The following is a 20544-nucleotide window of genomic DNA, read 5'->3' on the forward strand; positions in this document are numbered from 1 at the left end:
CTTACTCCGCAATCCTCACGAAGTCGTTGTCCGACAGAAACGCTCCGCCCGACATCACGACCTTCGACGATCGGTCTATGCCGGAGATAATCTCGACTTCGCCATTGTTGCGACGCCCCGTTTCCACCCGTATACGCCGCACCCGCTTGTCGTCGCCCGCGGCGAACACATAGTTTATCCCATCACGGAACACGACCGCCGTCTCGGGAACGGTGAGGGCCGGAGTGGTCTGCAGTTCGATCTCGCCCGTGACGTAAAGGCCGACGCGCGGACGGACGTCGGCAGGGAGCGTGACATAGACGATCGCCCGGCTGGTGTCTGTGCTGACAAGAGGCCCGACAAGCCTCACTTTCCCCGGAATGGAGTGATCATCCGGCCCGTCGATCTTCACGCTCAACCCTTCCGAAAGGCGCGGAAGATAGCGCGGCGAAACTTCAGCCTGCCACTCGACACGCTGCTGGCGAACCAGGCGGAACAGCTCGGTGCCGGCGGAGACGACTGCACCGAGTTCGGCAGAGCGCGAGGTTATGAGACCGTCGTCGACTGCCGTGATGGTTGTCTGGGCAAGCTTGATTTTGGCGCTATCCAGCGCGGCGTCTTCGGATGCAAGGCTTGCGGTTGCCGTCTCCTCATCGACCAGATATTCGGCGATCTTTTCGTCGGAAAGGGCGCCCGAAGGACGAAGCCGCCGCGCCCGGTCCGCATTGGCCTTGGCCCTCGTCAGATTTGCCTTGGCGGTCACAACGGCCGCTTCCTGTTTACGGAGGTCGGCCAGCATACTGTTCTTAGAAAGCTGAACGAGTGTCTGCCCCTTTGTGACAATAGATCCGACATCGGCAAGCACATCGGTTATGCGCAGGCCACTCGTCTCGGAGGCGATGATTGCTTCCTGCCACGGTTTCAGCCAGCCACTCGCAGGGACGATTTCCGGCCATTCCCGCTGCGCCGGCTTCACCAGTGAGACGGTAAGGGCGGGTGCTGCGGGCTGATCCGCCATGGCAATGCGGAACGGAAGTAGTGCTACGCAGACAAGAACGTTGGCGAGTGGGGTAAGTGGCTTTCTCAACTATGAAACCTCGTGGTTCACGGCACCGGCACATGCCAATCCGCATCGCGATGGAGTCGTTCTTTCGGTCGATCGCGCTGATGTGGGGGCGGGGCCCTGATGCCCCACGACCGATGTCGCCTCCGCGAGCAGCGAAGCCGGGGAGGAGCGTCGGGCGGGCTGGAGAACTGGTTGGAGGCGGCGTTCGGCATCTGTAGCCCGAGTGGTTGAGCGCAGGGATGATGGATTCGACGCAAAATGAACATTGCCGGTCTCCACCCAGGCTCCAATGCTTCTCACCGCTTTAAAGCCTCAAACAAGTTTCTGTTGCGTATTCGGTAAATACGCAGTCGATGGGCAATCGCTTTCACCTGCATGAAAGGCGCAACGTCTACCGGGTCAACTGATCAGGCTTCCTTGATCGCGACCACGGCGTTCGTACCGCCAAAGGCGAAGGAATTGTTAATGGCTGCCCGCACCTTGCGCTCCCGGGCTACGTTGGGCGTCACGTCGAGATCGCAATCCGGATCCTTCTCGCGGTAGTTCGCGGTCGGCGGGATGGTCCCCTCACGGATCGCCATAACACAGGCGATCAACTCGATGGCGCCGGATGCCCCCAGGCAGTGCGCATGCATCGACTTGGTCGAGGACACCGACAGGGCGTCCGCGTGCTTGCCGAAGACGCGGCGGATCGCCTGGGTCTCGAAATGGTCATTGAATTTGGTGCCCGTACCGTGCGCGTTGACATAGTCAATGTCTTCGGGGAGGAGCCCGGCATCGGCAAGGCAGGCGTTTATTGCAGCGACCGGGCCTTCGATGGTCGGCGCGACGATGTCGGACGCGTCTCCGGACATGCCGGTACCGGCAAGCTCGGCGAGGATTGGAGCGCCACGCGCTGCGGCGTGCTCGTAGGTTTCCAGCACGGCGATGCCCGCACCTTCGCCGAGCACCAGTCCGTCACGGTCGGCGGAGAATGGGCGGCAGGTTTCGCGGGCGACGGCGCGCAGCGCCTCCCAAGCCTTCAATATACCAAAAGTGAGCGGCGCATCGGTGCCCCCAGCTAACATGACGTCAGCCCTGCCGAGTCTCAGCTGATCGCACGCCGATATGAAAGCGTGGTTGGACGACGAGCAGGCGGAGCTGACGCCGAAAACAGGCCCGCGTAGCCCGTAGACTATGCTGACCTGGCCGGCTGGCGCGCCGGGCATGGCGCGAGGCACGGCAAAGACATTCGTACGTGGTTTCCGGTCGATGAACAGCCCGCGGTAGTTGTCTTCAAGTGTCTCGGCTCCGAAGATCGCCGTGCCGACAACCGCGCCGATGCGGCTCGTGTTGGCTTCGTCCACCACGAGACCGGATTGCCTTAGCGCCTCGCCGGCGGCAAGAACTGCTAGGAGGCTGTAGCGGTCCATCGTCACGAGGCGCTTTCGGTCGAACTCCACCCCGGGCAGTTGCTTGACCTCCGCGCCTATGCGGATTTTCAGGTCATTGACCGGCGCCACGGCGATCTCGCCGATCGCTGATCGGCCTGCGCGCATCCCCTCCCAGATGGAGGGCGCGCCGACGCCCATGGCGCAGATGCCGCCGATTCCGGTGATAACGATGCGAGAACGGGCCATGCTGATCACTTTAGTTCTTGGCTGCGACCAACGCGCGCGTGGCCTCGATGATGTCGCCTACTTTTTTGAGGTTGCTCCAGGCCTCGGAAGTATCCATCTCGATTTCGATGCCGTAGGCCACTTCCAGATCGAACACGATTTCGGTCAGTTCGAGTGATTGGATTTCGAGATCTCCAAGTGTAGTGTCGACAGTAATTTCCCTGTCGGTGTCCGTAAGAGTTTTTATCTTTTCGATAATTTCGATTGCCAACCTATCGGCCATTGTTCTTCCCCCCAATTTTAATCGTCGGACCGGCGCGCCAGGTCCTTCGACGTTCCGCAATGGAACTCTTTATTTTCATAAAAACTGTCGGTCTGTGTTCCCGCTTTAATTGTGGCGAAGGCGGGTCAAAGTCCCCAAACCACAAAGAACCTCATGTAAGATCCCGTCTGTGAAGTGAAGCGCAGCTACTTGAAAAAAATTCCGCATTATTTTGTCCAGCTTTCGCATTTCCTGGCGTTTCCCAGCTAGCATTAGTGGTTCAGCTGGGTGCTTAGAACGAGCACCTTCGCTTCATGCAGCATTCAGCAGGATCTTAAAAATTGATTGTTTGGATGACATACATCGATCCCATGGATACATTGAAACACGCTTGCACTTTGCAACGCCCCTTTCGAAGGTGGCCCGGCTGGTCCCCGGGGCGCTGTCAGCGGAATCAATCGGGGATGCCCGTTCCCCGCGGTCGCGGTTGGTGCGAATAGACGACCTATTACGATAATATCGCCAAACGTCTGGACGTGGACCGTGTGTCGAGCCGCGCTCGCAGGCTAAGCGACCCAGCCGATGCCACAAGCAGCGTTCGGAGCCTGGCGCCGAACGGTAACTCAAAGACAACGCGGGCCGCTAGGTGCACGAGTATCTGGCTGTCGACGCTGACGCGTCTTTCGGCGGCATCGTCTGTGACGCCGAAGTCCATCTCGACTTCTGATCCAGCACCGCAGCCTCATGTTGACTCCGTCGTTCACTCAGCCGAAAAGAACTTTTGCCGACAGAGGGAGATAACTCATGGCTGATCAGAATAATACGGGTTCTATTGCCGATGTTGTAGAGACGGATGCACCGAAAAAACCGCCGGAACCCAAAAAGCAACGCGCACCACGGCGTTCGAAGGCAACTGCCGAAGCAACGGGAGCCACACCACTTGCGAAGACTGCGAAGATGCCGAGGGGTGTCGGGAAGCGTGGCGAACAAGCTGGAGACGCTAAGCCTGCCCGCGTCGAAACGCAAGTTGCGGGCAAGAGCACGGCGAAGGACATCAAGGACACTGCAAGAAAGAGGACGGCAAAGCAAACCGAGCGATCGACTAAGGCGCCTATTCCGGCGGCGAATGAGATGGCAGATCTCGTTCAGCTTGAAGAAGAGAATAAAAGGCTCCGTAAAACCTTGACAGATAAACTGCGTGCGGAAAATGCCGACCTGCGCAGGCGACTCGGGCTCGATTGATCACCGAGCAATCGCTGGGAGGTTGCGAGATCGACCAAAGCAATTACATTCTGGGTAGGAAACACATTCTCCGGGCTCAGGTCGCGAGCCCGGACCTGAAACTGCGGCAACGTCGTGGTAGGGATTGCACGAGGTTGAAGCACTATGAAATCACCATGGAAATTTCTAGCTCAATTGACGTCGCAGCGACGGCCGCCAAAAACACGAGAGAGTTCTATTGGGCATGATGCCGATGGCGAGGCAAGTGAAAGCGATGCGCAACAACCGTCGGCGCTTCCGTTAAACCCAGCGGAAGCATCTCTTGGATCTGAGCAGGGTGAAAACCGATCTGTTGAGCTCGTGGCCACCACGACTCCGAACGAGACCGAACGCGAAGACGATGCTAAGCGGGCATTCTCGGTGCCAGTCGACGTTGAAGAGGTCCAAACAGCCGCGCGTCATGAAGTCAGCCAGTCGAGTGCTGAAGCGTATGCGGTATGGCTGAAAAGCGAGACAAGCGACGAGTCTCCACGAACACGGCGGACCAAGAGGACAGGACGCGCTAAGAGAACCCGCACCGACATGGTTGCACGGAAGACTGCCGTCGCGAACAGGGATGAAAGTGCATTATCATCGTCCTCCAGTGAAGCCTTCTTCGACGAAATGGCCGGCCTGGACGAGGAAATCAAGCAACTGAGAATTCAATTGGCGCGAAAGCTGCATTTGCAGAATATTCAGCTTAAAAAGATGCTTGTGCGATTCGACATAACGTGAACCTGCCTTACAATCTCACAGATTGGAAACACATATGAAAACACAGCAACGAAAGTTCGTCGTCGAACTCAGATCGGCGCGCCGGCGGTCAGTAATGCGGCCAGATTCCATTTGGGCCAGCACCGATCTCAAGGCTCTTGTGCGTGAGGCGGAAGCTGACGCGCCGCATCTTTTCGCTCCCAACATGGTCTCAGAGACTCCGGGCCAAGACAGCGAGCTGCGGACGGATCCAACGCCAGAAACACACCTCAACGACACCTCTGAAACCTTCGACGACAAACAGATTTCGCCTTCATCGATCGAGGCAGAGCAAGCTGATCCACCTCTGCAAGATAATGATCCAACTTTCAACGCCGTTCCACAATCGCAAGAGGACTCTTCCCAGCGGCGATCTCCAAGGGCGGCGAAGCGTCGGCGCGAGGCGAGTGTCAACCATCGTGCGGACGGCACGAAAAGCGCACCCAGGGCGCGATCAACCGCCACGCGGGTCGAAGCACCTGTCGATGAGTTAGTTGCGCTTGACGAAGAGAATCGGCGACTAACTGGCTTGCTGACAAGACATCTTCTTCAACAGAATATGCAGCTTCGAACGATGCTTGCGCGATTTGGCGTTATTTGAACCATCTTGTGGATTGATCGTCTGGTTTGCGTATCGGCGATCCGGATCCCTATCCAGGCGAAGGATTCTGTCGGCAGCAAAAGAGGATGGCCTGCCTTCGCGGCTGATCCTCTAGCTGAACAGCATCAATCAAAGCACACGGACGTTTTCAGCCTTCGATTTTCCAGTCTTGCGATCTTGGCCGACCTCGTAGCTCACTCTTTGCCCTTCGCTTAGCGAACTGCCCCCCTGTAAAGCTGACACGTGCACAAACACGTCAGTTCCTCCATTTTCGGGCGTAATGAAGCCAAATCCTTTGTCTCCATTGAAAAACTTGACGGTTCCAGTGGCCATAACTAATCCTCGACGCTCCCGCGGCTGATTTGCCGCTACGAAAAACCTATAGCGCGAAGGCGTCGCCTGCAATGTGTTCGTTTCTTGCTCGTACGTCGAAAAACCGTCGATCCGACGAGCACACGGTGGCACTAGAAATCAAGTTCCACCCCGTGTCTGTTCTCATTTCCTCTTCAGAAATGAGGCCAGCCGTGTGTTCCGGCGTGCAATTTGGACGCCGATTGACAGTACACTTGAGTTGTGCGCGGAACCGCGAGACCGCTCCCTCAACGTCAGTCATCGCAACCGGCCGACGGTCTTATTCAGCAAGTGCCAGTGTGATCTTTTCCCCAGGGGAATGTCTGTCGATTGACAGGCGAACCCGATCCAGAGATGTCGAGCTACGAACACTTTTTGTATTCATCCTCGTTAGGAAAGGAATAAAATATGGAAAGGCGTCACTTTCTTAGGGGCCTGGCTTTGCTTGCCGCTTGTCCACTCTGCACTAAGACAACATTTGCGGCAGAAGGTGTCCATTGGGGCTATGAAGGTGACGCGGGTCCTGAACATTGGGGCTCGCTCAGGAAGGAGAACAACGCCTGCTCGGTGGGTCAACAGCAATCGCCGCTCGACATCGGGGGGGGCGATCAAGGCCGATATTCCAGACCTTGTGCCCGATTGGAAGAGCGGCGGCACAATCCTCAACAATGGGCATACGATCCAAGTGAAAGCGGCGCCCGGCGGCACGCTCCGCCGCGGCGACAGGACCTATGAACTGGTACAGTACCATTTCCATGCGCCGAGTGAACATCTGGTTGAAGGAAAGGCCTTTCCGATGGAAGCACATTTCGTCCACAAGCATGCCGAAACGGGTGCGCTGGGCGTATTAGGCATTTTCCTTGTTCCTGGGCCTTCCAATGCGGTCTTCTCCAACCTCGCGGCAGCTTTCCCGCACAAGCCCGGTGAGGAAGCCGCAATCGCCGGGGTGGACCCTAGCGGGTTGCTGCCATCCACCCTCGGATACTGGGCTTACGAGGGATCACTGACCACGCCGCCTTGCAGCGAAATCGTCGATTGGATGGTGGCAATGCACCCAGTCGAGGTCGATGCTGCCGACATCAAGAAGTTCACGGCACTGTATTCGATGAATGCCCGGCCGGCGCTCGTCACCAATCGCCGCTATATTCTGAGCTCCAGCTAGTGGTAAAAATCTGACGCTTGGTACCCGATGCGGATTACCTGTTCCGACCCTGAGCTGCCATTCGAGCGTTGCGGTCGCGTCTTGAGAAGGACACTGCTCACGGCCGCCACGTTCAGCGGCCGCCTGCGCCACGGCGATAGCGGCCGTGGCAGTGCGCGGAAGCCCCGCGCGTCCGCCGAGGAATAATTCGTCCTCGGTGTCGGAATGCGTCGGTGCCGTTCGTCCTATGGGCGCGAAAGAGGAATCCCTATCTTGTCCTCAGCGGAAGGATGAACTGCCATGCCCACTGAAACGACGACACCGCTCGGTTCGGCGGCGCGGGCAACTCTGGCGAGGTGGCTCGCCATGGTCGCAAGCGGTGACTTTGGCGAGCTGGACACGATCATTGCCGCCGAGGCGATCTACCATTCGCCGGTGGAGTGGCACCCCTATCCGGGACATGACCTGGTGTGCCTTCTGGTCCGAACCGCGGCGGGGGTATTCGAGGACTTCAGGTATGAACGCCAGATGGCGGGCGGCGACAGCGCCATGCTCGAATTCGCCGCGCATGTCGGCGACATCCAGATGAAGGGCGCGCATCTCATCCGCTTCAACGCCGATGGGGAGATCTTGGACATCGACCTGATCGCGCGGCCGGCCAAGGGCGTCATGGCCCTCGGTAATGGGGTAGGGGACAAGATCGGACCGCAGATCAAGGCGGCGCTGGCCGCCGCAAGCCGGGCGTGACGGTGGCGGACTAGGGGAGCTCAATGCGAATCGCCTCTGATGTCCGCTTCCCACCCTGAGCGGGCCTACGGCTCCGGTACCAAGCGTCAGATTTTGACCACTAGTTCAGTCGTTCACTGTCCATTAACTCCGCGTCGGGTCATATGGTTGCACCAGGTCGTTTCCGGCTGCAACAACGGTTGACGAAGCTGCTCAGGGCGCCCTCTTGAGGGAGGAGACGTCGGCGGAAACGTGAAGGTTTATCGGCGAGTTGGTGAAAATGCAGCGGCTTTCCCGCTGGACTTTCCAGGATTTTCGCCTCACGACCATCTTGATGCAGACCTGCCGACGGCCAGCGGATGGCAATGGTTTATGACGGCCGCTTTCGGCGATCGTTTCGTCGTGTGCAGACAATGTAGCAATAGTAAGGCATTTCCGCTTACTCCGGCTTGACGAAATGCGTTCCTTCCGAAGCGCAAGACCCGATGGGCTTAGATTAGGTCTCTCAAACAACCAAGCAGCGCTTGGCTCCGCCACCCTATGGATTTTAACCCAGTCGTTCACCGCAGAGCCACCAAGTCCGCGCCCGATGACGGTTGCCGCACCCGACCAGGGCAAAGGGCCGGCCCTTGAGCGTGTCCGGCTGGAGGCTCTCAGCCCAGGCAACGAACCGTCCGGCGTTGTTCGGCGGTTGATCTTCGCAGGACGCCATCGATCGCCGACCGGAGACCGCTGCTCGTACTCCATGGTAGTAATTCAGGCACGTCAGAATCCTCCGCGAAACAGATCGGAAGCGAAGCTGCGACTCGGGGCTACGCACCGATCGCCGCGCCGCGCCGGCCGACGACTACGCCTTCGGAGTTCCAGTTGACATGCCTTTCATCGTCGTTACGGCGGTGAAAAGACCATCTTTGCCGATTATCCTGAGATCCGCGAGGGGCGGGCGCAGCGCCTTGCGGAATCTGGGCTCGTCGCAGAGCTCCGCGGTCAGTTCCTGGCTTGTGACGATGATCACGTTGCTTCCCCAGTTCTGCAGACGGATGATCGGACCGAACTCCTCGACAGGCGCTTCAGGCGACTGGTGCCTTGGGATTGAGCGCAGTGATGTGCCCGAGGATCGGAAGGCCTTTCGGATGCGGAATCTATTCAAACCTGTTCATGTCAGCGTCTCCTTAATGACTTGTCCTCCGAAGACCGCCCATGGTCTCTCCGCGGGACAACCGAGGAAAAAACGCAAAAGAGCATCATACCAGCGTGGTGCATCCATGAGACGAATGGGTGTTATCCAAAGAATCAATTTTGCCAATCCGTTGAGCGCCATTAAAACGCGCTGAAACTGACCAAAATCAAGTCCGTCGCGGTAGGCCGACTATGGGTACGAAGGTTCCCGCCAGCCGGCATTCGTCGGAGTCACGATTGAGGACAGCCCCTGTGTGAGGCGACCAGGTGCGAGTGATATAGCCTCGCTTAGACGAGAATTTGAGTACGCCGCGAGCGGCGTGGAAGGAACGCGAAGAGAGATATGTGCGGGATTGTAGGCATCGTCGGGAAGCAGCCTGTCTCGACACGGCTGGTCGATGCGTTGAAACGCCTGGAATATCGCGGCTACGATTCGGCCGGCGTCGCGACGATCGACGATGGAGCCCTCCATCGCCGGCGCGCGGAGGGCAAGCTCGTCAATCTAGAGGCAAGGCTGAAAGAGCAGCCTCTGGTCGGCACCATCGGCATAGGCCATACGCGCTGGGCGACCCATGGCGCGCCGACGGAGCGCAATGCGCACCCACATTTCACTGACGGTATCGCAGTCGTACACAATGGCATTATCGAGAATTTTGCTGAGTTGAAGGACGAACTGGCCGTGGCCGGCGCCGAGTTCCAGACCGAGACGGACACCGAGGTTGTCGCGCATCTCCTGGCAAGGTTTCGCCGGGATGGCACTGGACGTCTCGAGGCGATGTTTGCGATGTTGAGGCGGTTGAGGGGCGCCTACGCACTCGCTGTCCTTTTCGAAGATGATCCGTCCACCATTATGGCGGCCCGTAACGGACCGCCGCTGGCGATTGGCCATGGCAATGGCGAAATGTTCCTTGGCTCCGACGCCATCGCCCTGGCGCCCTTTACCAATGAAATCACCTATCTGGTCGATGGCGACTGGGCGGTGATCGACAATGCCGGTGTCCTTATCTTTGATATCGACGGCAATATCGTCTCCCGGCCGCGGCAGGTTTCCTCGGACGCCGCGTTTATGGTCGACAAGGGTAATCATCGCCACTTCATGGAGAAGGAAATCTACGAGCAGCCGGAGGTCGTGGCTCACGCTCTCGGTCACTACGTCAACTTCATCGACAACCGGGTCGCGCCCGTGTCCGGCGCGATCGATTTCGCCAAATTGCCGAGCCTTGCCATTTCCGCCTGCGGCACGGCCTATCTGGCAGGTCTGATCGGCAAATACTGGTTCGAGCGCTATGCGCGCCTGCCGGTGGAAATCGATGTGGCGTCGGAGTTCCGCTACCGCGAAATCCCGCTGTCGCGACAATCGGCAGGACTCTTCATCTCGCAATCCGGCGAGACCGCCGACACGCTGGCGTCGCTCCGCTATTGCAAGGAGCACGGTCTGAAGATCGGCGCGATCGTCAACGCCCGTGAGTCGACGATCGCACGGGAATCCGATGCGGTTTTTCCGATCCTGGCCGGCCCGGAAATCGGGGTTGCCTCTACCAAGGCCTTCACCTGTCAGCTTGCGGTCCTTGCTACGCTCGCGATCGGCGCGGGCAAGGTGCGCGGCTACGTCAGCGATGAAGAGGAGCAGGCGCTCGTCAGGAGCCTTGCCGAGATGCCGCGCATCATGAGCCAGGTGCTGAACAGCATCCAGCCGAAGATCGAACTCCTGTCGCGGGAACTGTCGAAGTGTCCGAACGTGCTCTATCTCGGCCGCGGCACCAGCTTTCCACTGGCCGTCGAAGGCGCCCTGAAGCTCAAGGAGATTTCCTATATCCACGCGGAGGGCTATGCCGCCGGTGAGCTGAAGCACGGGCCGATCGCTCTCGTCGACGAGAACATGCCCGTCATCGTCATCGCGCCCCATGACCGCTTTTTCGATAAAACCGTCTCCAACATGCAGGAGGTGGCAGCCCGCGGCGGCCGGATCATCCTGATCACCGACGAGCGTGGTGCGGCCGTGTCGAAACTCGGGATGACAATCGCACTTCCGAATGTGGATGAGATTATTGCGCCGATGATATTCTCACTACCGATACAGCTGCTTGCCTATAACACGGCTGTCTTCTTGGGCACCGATGTCGACCAGCCCCGCAATCTTGCAAAATCAGTCACTGTCGAATGATCATCAACCCCCGAAAAGGGACGAAGTCGGGAGTCCGCGGTAGCTGTGACGGCGGCGCCTTGCCCGGCCGACGGGAGGAGATTGCGGACGTGGGGTTTTCTTGAGGTAATGCCGATCAGGATCATCGATGTGTTGGTCTGCGATAACTGAGGTATTGCATGCTCTCTGACACCAAGGCACTGCAACCGACTAAGCTCCACGGCACAAGCGCAAGAGCCGCTACAACTTTGCGGTGCCACCAATTCCGACGACAGCGAAAAGACGACAGTAGAAAACAGCTGTCAAGTTCCGCAACAGTGGCGGGCAGCTGTTTCCGAGCGGGTTCAGCGACTTCAGACCGATCTCTTGTCAGCGGAAGCTGCAAGCTCTAACTCAGGTTCCTCCCGTTTCTAGCTCAACCGGCCGCGCGCGCGTGCGGAGCGAGGCAATGCCGCCTCAGCTAATACATACGCCTCAACCTCCCCATTGCTAATGGCTTTACGCAGGGTTGTTGCAAGCGATCTATTGTTCGCTCGGCCCTTTCTTATCTGCACGCATGAGGTGGGCATCAAGGCGCTTGCGCACCAGATTTGGAAGTTTGGCAGTCTTAATGGCGTCGAGATCGGCGGGGTTATCGCCAACCTCAATGAGGGCCACCATTCCCATACCTGCATGCGGCGTGCATTTCACGACATAGGCGCCCGGAATGTCGAATTTTGCCCGATATTCTTCGTTCGCTTTGGATTTGAATTCGGGCGCTCCGTTGGGGATCAAACCTTTGTAGGTTTCGACATTGTGGCCCTTGTCAACGGGTATGAAGGTGACAGTGTCGCCGGGTGTGATCTTCACAAATCCCGGTTCGAAGGCCATTGCGCCGTCGGCGCCTTTGTTGAGCATCCGGATCTGGTGATCCGCCGCCATGAGTGGCATCGTCGAAATGGCCAGCGCTGCCGTTGCAACGATCGGACCGATTTTAAAAGGCATTTCTTATCTCCTGTGTCGAAGGCCGATCAGCCGTCGGCCCCCGACGTTAGGTGCGGATCGGCATATATTCTTTGAGATCGAGCAAATTCCGGTTCATATTCTTGAGGGCGGGCGGCAAGCGAGCTCGCGGCCGGTTATTGTCTCCTCTCGAATGCGGTATTCTTGCGCCCCACCCGGACCGGCTCGCGTTGTCGATGGGAGCCTTCGGAATGTCGGCCCTCAGGCAACAGCCATCGGCTTGAAAAGCGCGATTGTCTGTAACCAAAGTCAGCAAAGCGGGAAAAACTGTAGCGTTCGTTGATATAGATCAAGGACTTGTTGCCCCTCTCGTGGGAACTGTTCCCCAAAGTGGCAAGAAAGACGGCTGTCCATGGCGCAGTCATCTGCGGCTTGGAGGCCATGACATGAATTACCCCGCTGAAACCGTGTTGGTTGCGGTCGGCGCTTTCTTGGCACTGGTTGGTGCGGGGGCCGCTCATGATCAGCTTTTTGCGGCCCACATGGGGGTCCTGTTCTTCTGCCTCCTGGCAGGCACAGTGTTGCTGCTGCTGCGGGTTGATTTTTCGCCAGGGGGAGCTCGCGTCAAGGCCGGATCGGGGCCCTATTTTGACGAGGTTATCCGGTATGGATTGATCGCCACCGTCTTTTGGGGCGTGATCGGCTTCCTGGCAGGTGTCGTCATCGCCCTCCAACTTGCCTTTCCAGATTTGAATGTTGCGCCACATTTTAACTTTGGTCGGCTCCGCCCCGTTCATACCTCCGCCGTCATTTTCGCGTTTGGCGGCAATGCTTTAATAATGACTTCCTTCTACGTCGTGCAGCGTACCTGTCGGGCCCGCCTCTTCGGCGGCAATCTCGGCTGGTTCGTATTTTGGGGCTACCAGCTCTTCATCGTCATGGCCGCAACCGGCTACCTCCTGGGGATCACCGAGGGGCGAGAATATGCGGAGCCCGAATGGTATGTCGATGTCTGGCTCACCCTTGTTTGGGTTGCCTATCTCGTCGCCTTTCTGGGAACGATCCTGAAGCGCAAGGAACCGCATATCTACGTTGCGAACTGGTTCTATCTGAGCTTCATCGTCACGATCGCCATGTTGCACGTCGTCAACAATCTGGCCGTGCCGGTTTCCTTGCTCGGCTCGAAGAGCTATTCGCTTTCTTCGGGCGTGCAGGACGCTCTAACCCAGTGGTGGTACGGCCATAACGCGGTTGGCTTCTTCCTGACTGCTGGCTTCCTGGGCATGATGTATTATTTCGTGCCGAAGCAGGCGAACCGCCCGGTCTATTCCTACCGCCTGTCGATCATCCACTTCTGGGCCTTGATCTTCATGTATATCTGGGCCGGTCCGCATCATCTGCACTACACCGCGCTGCCGGATTGGGCGCAGACGCTCGGCATGGTCTTCTCCGTCATGCTCTGGATGCCCTCGTGGGGCGGTATGATCAACGGTATAATGACGTTATCGGGCGCCTGGGACAAGATCCGCACAGACCCGATCATCCGCATGATGATCATGGCAATCGCCTTTTATGGGATGTCGACCTTCGAGGGTCCGATGATGGCGGTCAAGACAGTCAATTCCCTCAGCCACTACACGGAATGGACGATTGGCCATGTTCATTCAGGGGCGCTCGGCTGGGTCGGCATGATCACCTTCGGTGCAATCTACTATCTGACGCCGAAGCTGTGGGGTCGCGAGCGGCTTTACAGCCTTCGCATGGTCAACTGGCACTTCTGGCTCGCCACCCTCGGCATCGTCATCTACGCGGTCGCCCTTTGGGTCGCCGGTATCCAGCAGGGTCTCATGTGGCGCGAGTACAATACCCAAGGCTTCCTGGTCTATTCCTTCGCCGAGACTGTCGCAGCGATGTTCCCTTACTACCTGCTGCGCGCCGTCGGTGGCGGCCTTTATCTGGCCGGCGGCGTGGTCATGGCCGTCAACGTCACCATGACCATCCGCGGACACCAGCGCGACGAAGCCGCCATCCCCGGGGCGTTCATCACCCACGCCGGAGAGTGAGGTAAAACAAGATGTCCATCCTGGAAAAACATCAGATCCTTGAGAAAAATGCCACGCTGCTGCTCGTAGCGTCTCTCCTGGTTGTCAGTATTGGCGGCATGGTTGAGATCGCACCGCTGTTCTATCTCCAGAACACGATCGAGAAGGTGGAGGGCATGCGGCCCTATATGCCGCTCGAGCTCGCCGGACGAAATATCTACGTGCGCGAGGGCTGCTACGTCTGCCACAGCCAGATGATCCGACCATTCCGCGACGAAGTCGAACGCTACGGACATTATTCGCTCGCAGCCGAATCCATGTACGACCATCCCTTCCAATGGGGTTCGAAGCGCACGGGGCCTGACCTCGCCAGGGTGGGCGGTCGTTATTCGAACGAATGGCATGTGCAGCATCTGTCCGATCCGCGCGCCGTCGTCCCGGAATCGATCATGCCAAGCTACGCCTTCCTCAAAGACAGGGAGGTGACGGTCAAGAACATCGCCATGGATCTGAAGGCCAACGAAGTCGTGGGTGTGCCCTATACCGACGACATGCTGGCAAACGCCGAAGCCGACATGCGGGCTCAAGCCGATCCGAACGCCGACACGACCGATTTGCTTGCGCGCTACCCGAAAGCAAAAGTGGGTGACTTCGACGGCGATCCCTCAAGGCTGACCGAGATGGATGCACTGATCTCGTATCTCCAGATGCTCGGCACCCTGGTTGATTTTTCGACGTACGACGACGCGACCGGCTATCGATGAGGATCACCATGGAAACCTACGACGCAATACGTCACTTCGCCGACAGTTGGGGTCTTCTGGCAATGGCGGTGTTCTTTGTGGGCGCGCTCTTTTTCATCCTCCGGCCCGGCAGCAAACAGATCGCCGACGACGCCGCGATCATACCGCTGAAGGATGAATGAGATGACGGAGAAACACGTTGACGAAATCAGCGGCGTCGAGACGACCGGTCACGAGTGGGACGGAATCCGAGAGCTCAACAATCCCATGCCGCGTTGGTGGATCTGGACGTTTTACGCCACCATTCTATGGGCGATCGGTTATGCATTCGCGTATCCGTCGATACCGATGATCAAGGAAACGACAAAGGGCCTGCTCGGCTTCTCCAGCCGCGCGGAGCTGCAGCAGCAAGTGCAACTGGCAAAGGCTGTTCAGACACAGTTCGAGCAGCAGATCGCCGCAAAGACCGTAGCGGAAATTGACGCGGATCCGTCTCTGCGCGAATTGGCGATCGCAGGCGGTGCGTCTGCTTTCAAAGTCAACTGCGCCCCGTGCCATGGTTCGGGTGCGACAGGTGGGCCGGGTTTTCCGAACCTGAACGACGACGATTGGCTCTGGGGCGGCGATCTTACCGCCATTCAACAGACTGTCGCTCACGGCATCCGCTTTGACGCGGATCCCGAGACGCGCGTGTCGGAGATGCCCGCCTTCGGTGACGTGCTCGAAACCACGCAGATACGACAGGTTGCCGCTTATGTGTGGGGCCTGACGAACACACCTTTAAATCCGGCATTGGCGGAAGCCGGAAAGCAGGTTTTCATCGACAATTGCGCCGTCTGTCACGGTGAAGATGAAAAGGGCAAGCAGGAGATGGGTGCACCGAATCTCGCCGACGCCATCTGGCTCAAGGGGCGGGGGGAGGGGGCGATCATCCGCCAGGTGACCGCGCCTAAACACGGCGTCATGCCGGCGTGGTCGGACCGCTTGGGCGACGCCGTCGTGAAGGAACTGACGGTGTTTGTTCGTTCGCTGGGCGGGGGGAAATAGGAAGAAAGAAGAACAGCCAACCATATCACCATCCTCTACACGTCCTATGTGCAATGCCGCGCGGTCGTTCGCCAACGTGTTTGCGATCAAGCAATGCCGTTGCCTTTGGCGCGGGAAGAAGGCCACCGCGAAAAACGAGAAAGTTTCATCGCGAATTTGATTTCGATTAAAGACCGAAGCATCACAAGACGATATGGTCCGCGGCTGGAGGACGTTCCCTGCGGTCTCTCCCCGTAGTTCCTCCGAGCCACGCTCCGGGAGGGAGTGTGGCTCTTTTGGTTAAGCCGACGGCTTGTTCGTCTCTCCTTGATTTACGTCAAGAACGCTCGGCTCGTCGAATGCGAGATGAGGATCATCAACAGGGTGCTAAGCGATGAACCTTGACGTTGCTCCGGGCCCACCTGACGATCGCGTCGAACCGTTCGACGGCGAAAAGGTCAGCACCCGGCGCAGGCGTCAGCCACTTTATGCGGCGCGAAAGAAGGTGTTTCCGAAGCGGGCGAAGGGTCGGTTCAGACGGTTCAAATGGATCGTCATGCTCATCACGCTTGGTGTTTATTACGTTTCGCCGTGGATCCGTTGGTACCGCGGGCCCTATGCGCCGGATCAGGCGATCCTCGTCGATCTGGCGTCCCGCCGTTTCTTTTTCTTTTTCATCGAGCTCTGGCCACAGGAATTCTACTATGTCGCCGGTCTATTGCTCATGGCCGGCTTCGGCCTCTTGCTGGTGACCTCTGCGGTGGGAAGAGCATGGTGTGGATACGCCTGTCCGCAGACCGTATGGGTCGATCTCATTCTTGCCGTGGAGCATGCGATCGAAGGCGATCGTAACGCGCGCATCAAACTTGACGCAGCGCCCTGGACACTGGACAAGATTGTGAAGCGGGTTGCCAAGCACTTCATATGGCTGCTGATAGGCGCTGCTACAGGTGGCACGTGGATCTTCTATTTCGCGGACGCGCGCTCCCTGGCTTCCGCCATGTTCAAAGGCGAGGCGCCGGCCGTTGCCTACGCCACCGTCGCCGTTCTCACCTCGGCCACCTACATTCTCGGCGGGCTGATGAGGGAACAGGTCTGCATCTTCATGTGTCCTTGGCCGCGCATACAGGGCGCTATGCTCGATGAAAACTCCCTTGTCGTCACCTATAACGACTGGCGCGGAGAGCCTCGTTCGCGTCATGCCAAGAAGGCCCGCGCATCGGGGCGGCTGGTCGGCGACTGCGTGGACTGCAATGCCTGCGTTGCGGTCTGTCCCATGGGGATAGACATCCGCAATGGCCAGCAGATGGAGTGCATAACTTGCGCCTTGTGCATCGATGCCTGCAACGGTGTGATGGCCAAGCTCGCCAGGCAGCGTGCTCTGGTCTCCTATGCGACACTGAGTGAGTATGCGGGCAACGTCAGTCTTGCGACCGATGGCGGAAAGAACGCCGTGCAGCCGAATCTCATCCGACACGCTGACGGAAGCTTCGTTGCGGGGATCCGGCACTTCACCTCCTGGGTGATCTTCAGGCCGCGTGTCCTTTTTTATGCGGCAATCTGGGCGTCGATCGGAATAGCCCTGCTCGTGCATTTAGCGCTCCGGGAACGGCTGGGACTGAACGTGGTTCACGACCGGAATCCACAATATGTGATGGAGTCGGATGGCTCGATCCGTAACGGATATACGCTTCGCGTGCTCAACATGGTGCCGATACCGAGGAAGATCGATATCCGGCTCGAGGGCCTGGATGGCGCGACGATGAAAATCCCAGAACACTCCAAGGCGAAGGGCCGGCGCTTCAGGGTTGAAGCGGATCCGGATGCGGCCACGACGTTCAAAGTGTTCGTAACACGACACGCCAAGGCTGCGACCGTCAGCGAATTCCGGTTTGTCATAGAGGACGAAAATCATTCGGACCAGGCAACCTACCAAGCCGCCTTCAACACGCCGGGAGCACCAAAATGAGGGACAAAGCCGCCGTCCATCGCACTTTCACCGGCCATCATATGCTCAACGTCATGGCCGCGTTCTTCGCCGTGGTGATTGGAATGAACGTTATGATGGCAACGTTCGCGTCAAGGAGTTGGAGCGGGCTTGTGGTTGAAGACACCTATGTCGCAAGTCAGGAATTCAACAGCAAGGCCGCCGCGATGCGCGCAATGGCTGCGAGCGGCATCTCGGGCAACCTTTCTCTCAGCCATGACGTCATCCATTACGATATTCACAATCGCGACGGGTCGCCGGCAACGGTCCAGGATGTGACGGTAAGGTTCAGGAGGCCCGTCGGCGACCGTGAGGATTTCCAACTCGTCCTCACGAAGAAAAGCGAAGGCCGTTTCGAAGTGGAACATCACGTTCGGTCAGGCGACTGGATCGTTGAAATCATCTCACGGAAGAAGGATGTCACGGTGATGCAGGAAGCCGTGCGCATCGATATGGCGGAGTACGGGCGATGACGTGCTGTACCATGGATGCGGAAGGCGTCATGGCCTTGGGCAACCACTCGGTCAGTGCCGAGGAGATCGCGCTGGCCAGCCACCCGCTTGCGGACGGATTGCGTCAATTGGACCTCAGTGTCCCAGACGTGCGCTGCGCAGTCTGCATTTCAACGATTGAGCGGGCTTTGCGCAAGCTTCCCTACGTGAAGGGCGCGCGGGTCAACCTGACGGCCCGGCGGGTCAGCTGTACCTATGTCGAGCGACTGGGGGATGTCGCCGTCGATCCAACCGGTATTCTGTCGGCGATTATGGGCGCAGGCCATCGCGTACATGTATTCACTCCCACTTCGGTATTGGACCAGACCGATACCCAGCGCGACCAACTGTTGATGGCTGTCGCTGTCTCGGGCTTTGCGGCCGCAAACATCATGCTGCTGTCCATATCTGTCTGGTCCGGCGCGGAAGCGGCGACCCGCGACCTGTTCCACTGGATCTCGGCGGTGATCGCCGCTCCGGCGCTTGTCTATGCCGGGCGCTTCTTTTTCCAGTCCGCCTGGAATGGCTTGAAGCACGGGCGCACCAACATGGACGTGCCGATCTCGCTCGCGGTCATCCTATCCTATGCCGTATCGCTTTGGGAGGCTGTCCATCACGGCGAGCACACCTGGTTTGACGCCTCCGCGTCGCTGTTGTTCTTCCTGCTCATCGGCCGCACGCTCGACCACATCATGCGAGAAAAGGCGCGAGCTGCCATCAATAGCCTGGCGAGACTTGCGCCGCGCGGCGCCCTGGTGATGGCCGCCGATGGCAGCAAGCGCTACACTGCCGTAAAGGACATCGGCATTGGTGACAACATCTTCATCGCTGCGGGCGAACGCTGCCCGATCGATGGCGTCGTGACCGTCGGCACGAGCGAGATGGATCTTTCCATCGTCACCGGAGAAAGCACGCCAGTCGCCGTTGCGGCCGGCGCGGAGGTGAGATCGGGTGCGATGAACCTCATGGCTTCGCTGACCATTCGCGCCACGAAGACGGCGGAAAATTCGCTGCTTGCAGAGATCATTAACCTTATGGAGGCGGCAGAAGGGGGAAAGGCGCGCTATCGCAGGATCGCCGACCGCGCCGCCGGCCTTTATGCTCCGGCGGTTCATTTGCTTGCGCTGGTTTCCTTTCTTGCCTGGGGATTTGCTGGCGGCGATTGGAAGCACGCCATGCTTGTCGCGGTCGCGGTGCTGATCATCACCTGTCCCTGCGCGCTTGGCCTTGCTGTGCCGGTCGTGCAGATCGTTGCCGCAGGGAACCTGTTTCGCCGCGGCATCGTGATCAAGGACGGTTCCGCTTTAGAACGGCTCGCGGAAGTCGATGCTGTCGCGTTCGACAAGACCGGCACGTTGACATTTGGCCGGCCACGTCTCCTTGAGGTGATGGATGCAGGCCCAGAGGAAACGGCGATCGCAGCCGGTCTTGCGGCGCATTCCCGCCATCCGCTCTCTCAGGCATTGCTGCGTAGCGCCGGCAGCAACGCGCGCCGGTTTGACAGCGTTGTCGAGTTTGCGGGCGCCGGCCTTTGGGTCGATACCGCCGACGGCCTGTATCGTCTCGGCAAGATGGAGTTTGCTTGTTCTAATCCGACCCGCGAAAAAAAAGCGAGTAGTTCGCTTTCCGAGGTTGTGCTGTCGAGGAACGGCATCATACTTTCCCGCTTCTACTTTGAAGACACGCTTCGACCGGGAGCGGCTCGCGCCATTCGCGAGCTCGGTCGTGCGGGATTGCAAACGATGATCCTTTCGGGCGACCGGCAAGCCGTCGTCGAAGCGACGGCACGGGCATTGCATGTGGACCGGTCGATTGCGGAATTGAATCCGAAACAGAAAGTGGAAGAATGCGGCCGTTTAAGCGAGGCGGGCAGCAAGGTGATGATGGTTGGCGATGGCATCAACGACGCGCCGGCGCTGGCGGCGGCGCATGTGTCTATGGCTCCCGCGACCGCCTCCGACGTTGGCCGGCAGGCGGCAGACATCGTCTTCCTGGGCGAAGGCCTCGACGCTGTTCCCGCAGCCCTCCTGGTTGCTCGAAGAACGGCCGCTTTGATCCGCCAGAACTTCGCGCTTGCCATTGGCTACAATGTATTGGCCGTCCCGGTCGCGATCGCTGGCTATGCAACGCCACTGATCGCTGCTGTGGCGATGTCAACGTCTTCGCTCATTGTCGTGACCAATGCGCTGCGGCTCAACGGCTGGAAACGGCCAAGAAAATGAACACTTGATGTCGAGGATTTTGCCTCGCTGAA

Annotated in this window: 18 protein-coding genes and 1 pseudogene; 13 read left to right on the plus strand and 6 right to left on the minus strand. The window is 58.6% G+C overall.

Annotated elements, in window-relative coordinates:
• Position 1 precedes the first annotated feature (1 nt).
• From QA644_RS34820 to QA644_RS34830, 3 genes are all read right to left on the minus strand, one after another.
• A complete protein-coding gene (locus QA644_RS34820; protein ID WP_283074355.1) occupies positions 2-997 on the minus strand; it encodes an efflux RND transporter periplasmic adaptor subunit in 996 nt (331 codons plus the stop codon).
• Between the two features lie 455 nt (positions 998-1452).
• Positions 1453-2664, minus strand: coding sequence for a beta-ketoacyl-[acyl-carrier-protein] synthase family protein (locus QA644_RS34825; RefSeq protein ID WP_283074179.1), 1212 nt, complete (start codon positions 2662-2664; stop codon positions 1453-1455).
• Between the two features lie 10 nt (positions 2665-2674).
• Positions 2675-2926, minus strand: a complete 252-nt coding sequence (locus tag QA644_RS34830) for an acyl carrier protein (protein ID WP_283074180.1) — start codon at positions 2924-2926, stop codon at positions 2675-2677.
• Between the two features lie 783 nt (positions 2927-3709).
• Here QA644_RS34830 and QA644_RS34835 point away from each other — a divergent pair.
• From QA644_RS34835 to QA644_RS34845, 3 genes are all read left to right on the plus strand, one after another.
• Entirely contained in the window at positions 3710-4147 is a 438-nt protein-coding gene (locus tag QA644_RS34835) for a SyrB-like regulator (RefSeq protein ID WP_283074181.1), read from the plus strand.
• Positions 4148-4291: 144 nt separating this feature from the next.
• A complete protein-coding gene (locus tag QA644_RS34840; protein ID WP_283074182.1) occupies positions 4292-4900 on the plus strand; it encodes a hypothetical protein in 609 nt (202 codons plus the stop codon).
• Positions 4901-4934: 34 nt separating this feature from the next.
• Positions 4935-5519 carry a hypothetical protein gene (locus tag QA644_RS34845; protein WP_283074183.1) on the plus strand — a complete coding sequence of 195 codons (585 nt, stop codon included), beginning with the start codon at positions 4935-4937 and terminating at the stop codon, positions 5517-5519.
• Between the two features lie 129 nt (positions 5520-5648).
• On the opposite strand, the gene QA644_RS34850 is transcribed toward QA644_RS34845, so the two are convergent.
• Positions 5649-5852, minus strand: a complete 204-nt coding sequence (locus QA644_RS34850) for a cold-shock protein (RefSeq protein WP_239600024.1) — start codon at positions 5850-5852, stop codon at positions 5649-5651.
• 426 nt (positions 5853-6278) lie between these two features.
• Here QA644_RS34850 and QA644_RS34855 point away from each other — a divergent pair.
• Both QA644_RS34855 and QA644_RS34860 read left to right on the plus strand, forming a co-directional pair.
• Positions 6279-7032, plus strand: a pseudogene (locus QA644_RS34855) (carbonic anhydrase).
• 279 nt (positions 7033-7311) lie between these two features.
• Positions 7312-7758, plus strand: coding sequence for a nuclear transport factor 2 family protein (locus tag QA644_RS34860; protein ID WP_283072282.1), 447 nt, complete (start codon positions 7312-7314; stop codon positions 7756-7758).
• An 826-nt stretch (positions 7759-8584) separates the two neighbouring features.
• On the opposite strand, the gene QA644_RS34865 is transcribed toward QA644_RS34860, so the two are convergent.
• A complete protein-coding gene (locus tag QA644_RS34865) occupies positions 8585-8752 on the minus strand; it encodes a hypothetical protein (RefSeq protein ID WP_283074184.1) in 168 nt (55 codons plus the stop codon).
• 507 nt (positions 8753-9259) lie between these two features.
• On the opposite strand from QA644_RS34865, the gene glmS reads away from it, so the two are divergent.
• A complete protein-coding gene (gene glmS, locus QA644_RS34870; protein WP_283074185.1) occupies positions 9260-11080 on the plus strand; it encodes a glutamine--fructose-6-phosphate transaminase (isomerizing) in 1821 nt (606 codons plus the stop codon).
• Between the two features lie 501 nt (positions 11081-11581).
• On the opposite strand, the gene QA644_RS34875 is transcribed toward glmS, so the two are convergent.
• Positions 11582-12043, minus strand: coding sequence for a pseudoazurin (locus QA644_RS34875; RefSeq protein ID WP_283074186.1), 462 nt, complete (start codon positions 12041-12043; stop codon positions 11582-11584).
• Between the two features lie 404 nt (positions 12044-12447).
• On the opposite strand from QA644_RS34875, the gene ccoN reads away from it, so the two are divergent.
• The 7 genes from ccoN (at position 12448) to QA644_RS34910 (ending at position 20512) form a co-directional block, all read left to right on the plus strand.
• Positions 12448-14064 (plus strand): cytochrome-c oxidase, cbb3-type subunit I, encoded by a 1617-nt coding sequence (ccoN, locus tag QA644_RS34880; RefSeq protein ID WP_283074187.1) that lies wholly within the window; start codon positions 12448-12450, stop codon positions 14062-14064.
• A gap of 11 nt (positions 14065-14075) precedes the next feature.
• Complete coding sequence (gene ccoO / locus QA644_RS34885; RefSeq protein WP_283074188.1) at positions 14076-14807, plus strand: cytochrome-c oxidase, cbb3-type subunit II; 732 nt, start codon at positions 14076-14078, stop codon at positions 14805-14807.
• Between the two features lie 8 nt (positions 14808-14815).
• Positions 14816-14968: a CcoQ/FixQ family Cbb3-type cytochrome c oxidase assembly chaperone gene (locus QA644_RS34890; RefSeq protein WP_040114206.1), complete on the plus strand. Its 153-nt coding sequence runs from the start codon at positions 14816-14818 to the stop codon at positions 14966-14968.
• A gap of 1 nt (position 14969) precedes the next feature.
• Positions 14970-15833, plus strand: coding sequence for a cytochrome-c oxidase, cbb3-type subunit III (ccoP, locus tag QA644_RS34895; RefSeq protein WP_283074189.1), 864 nt, complete (start codon positions 14970-14972; stop codon positions 15831-15833).
• A gap of 373 nt (positions 15834-16206) precedes the next feature.
• On the plus strand, positions 16207-17781 hold the full coding sequence (gene ccoG, locus QA644_RS34900; RefSeq protein WP_283074190.1) for a cytochrome c oxidase accessory protein CcoG: 1575 nt from the start codon (positions 16207-16209) through the stop codon (positions 17779-17781).
• The gene (locus tag QA644_RS34905; protein ID WP_283074191.1) at positions 17778-18272 is read left to right on the plus strand and encodes a FixH family protein; all 495 of its coding nucleotides are present in this window, start codon (positions 17778-17780) and stop codon (positions 18270-18272) included. Before ccoG ends, QA644_RS34905 begins: the two co-directional genes overlap by 4 nt.
• Positions 18269-20512 (plus strand): cation-translocating P-type ATPase, encoded by a 2244-nt coding sequence (locus tag QA644_RS34910; RefSeq protein ID WP_283074192.1) that lies wholly within the window; start codon positions 18269-18271, stop codon positions 20510-20512. Before QA644_RS34905 ends, QA644_RS34910 begins: the two co-directional genes overlap by 4 nt.
• The last annotated feature ends 32 nt before the right edge of the window (positions 20513-20544 follow it).

Origin of the sequence: Rhizobium sp. CC1099 (assembly GCF_029714385.1) — a bacterium.
In the GTDB taxonomy this organism is placed as follows: domain Bacteria; phylum Pseudomonadota; class Alphaproteobacteria; order Rhizobiales; family Rhizobiaceae; genus Rhizobium.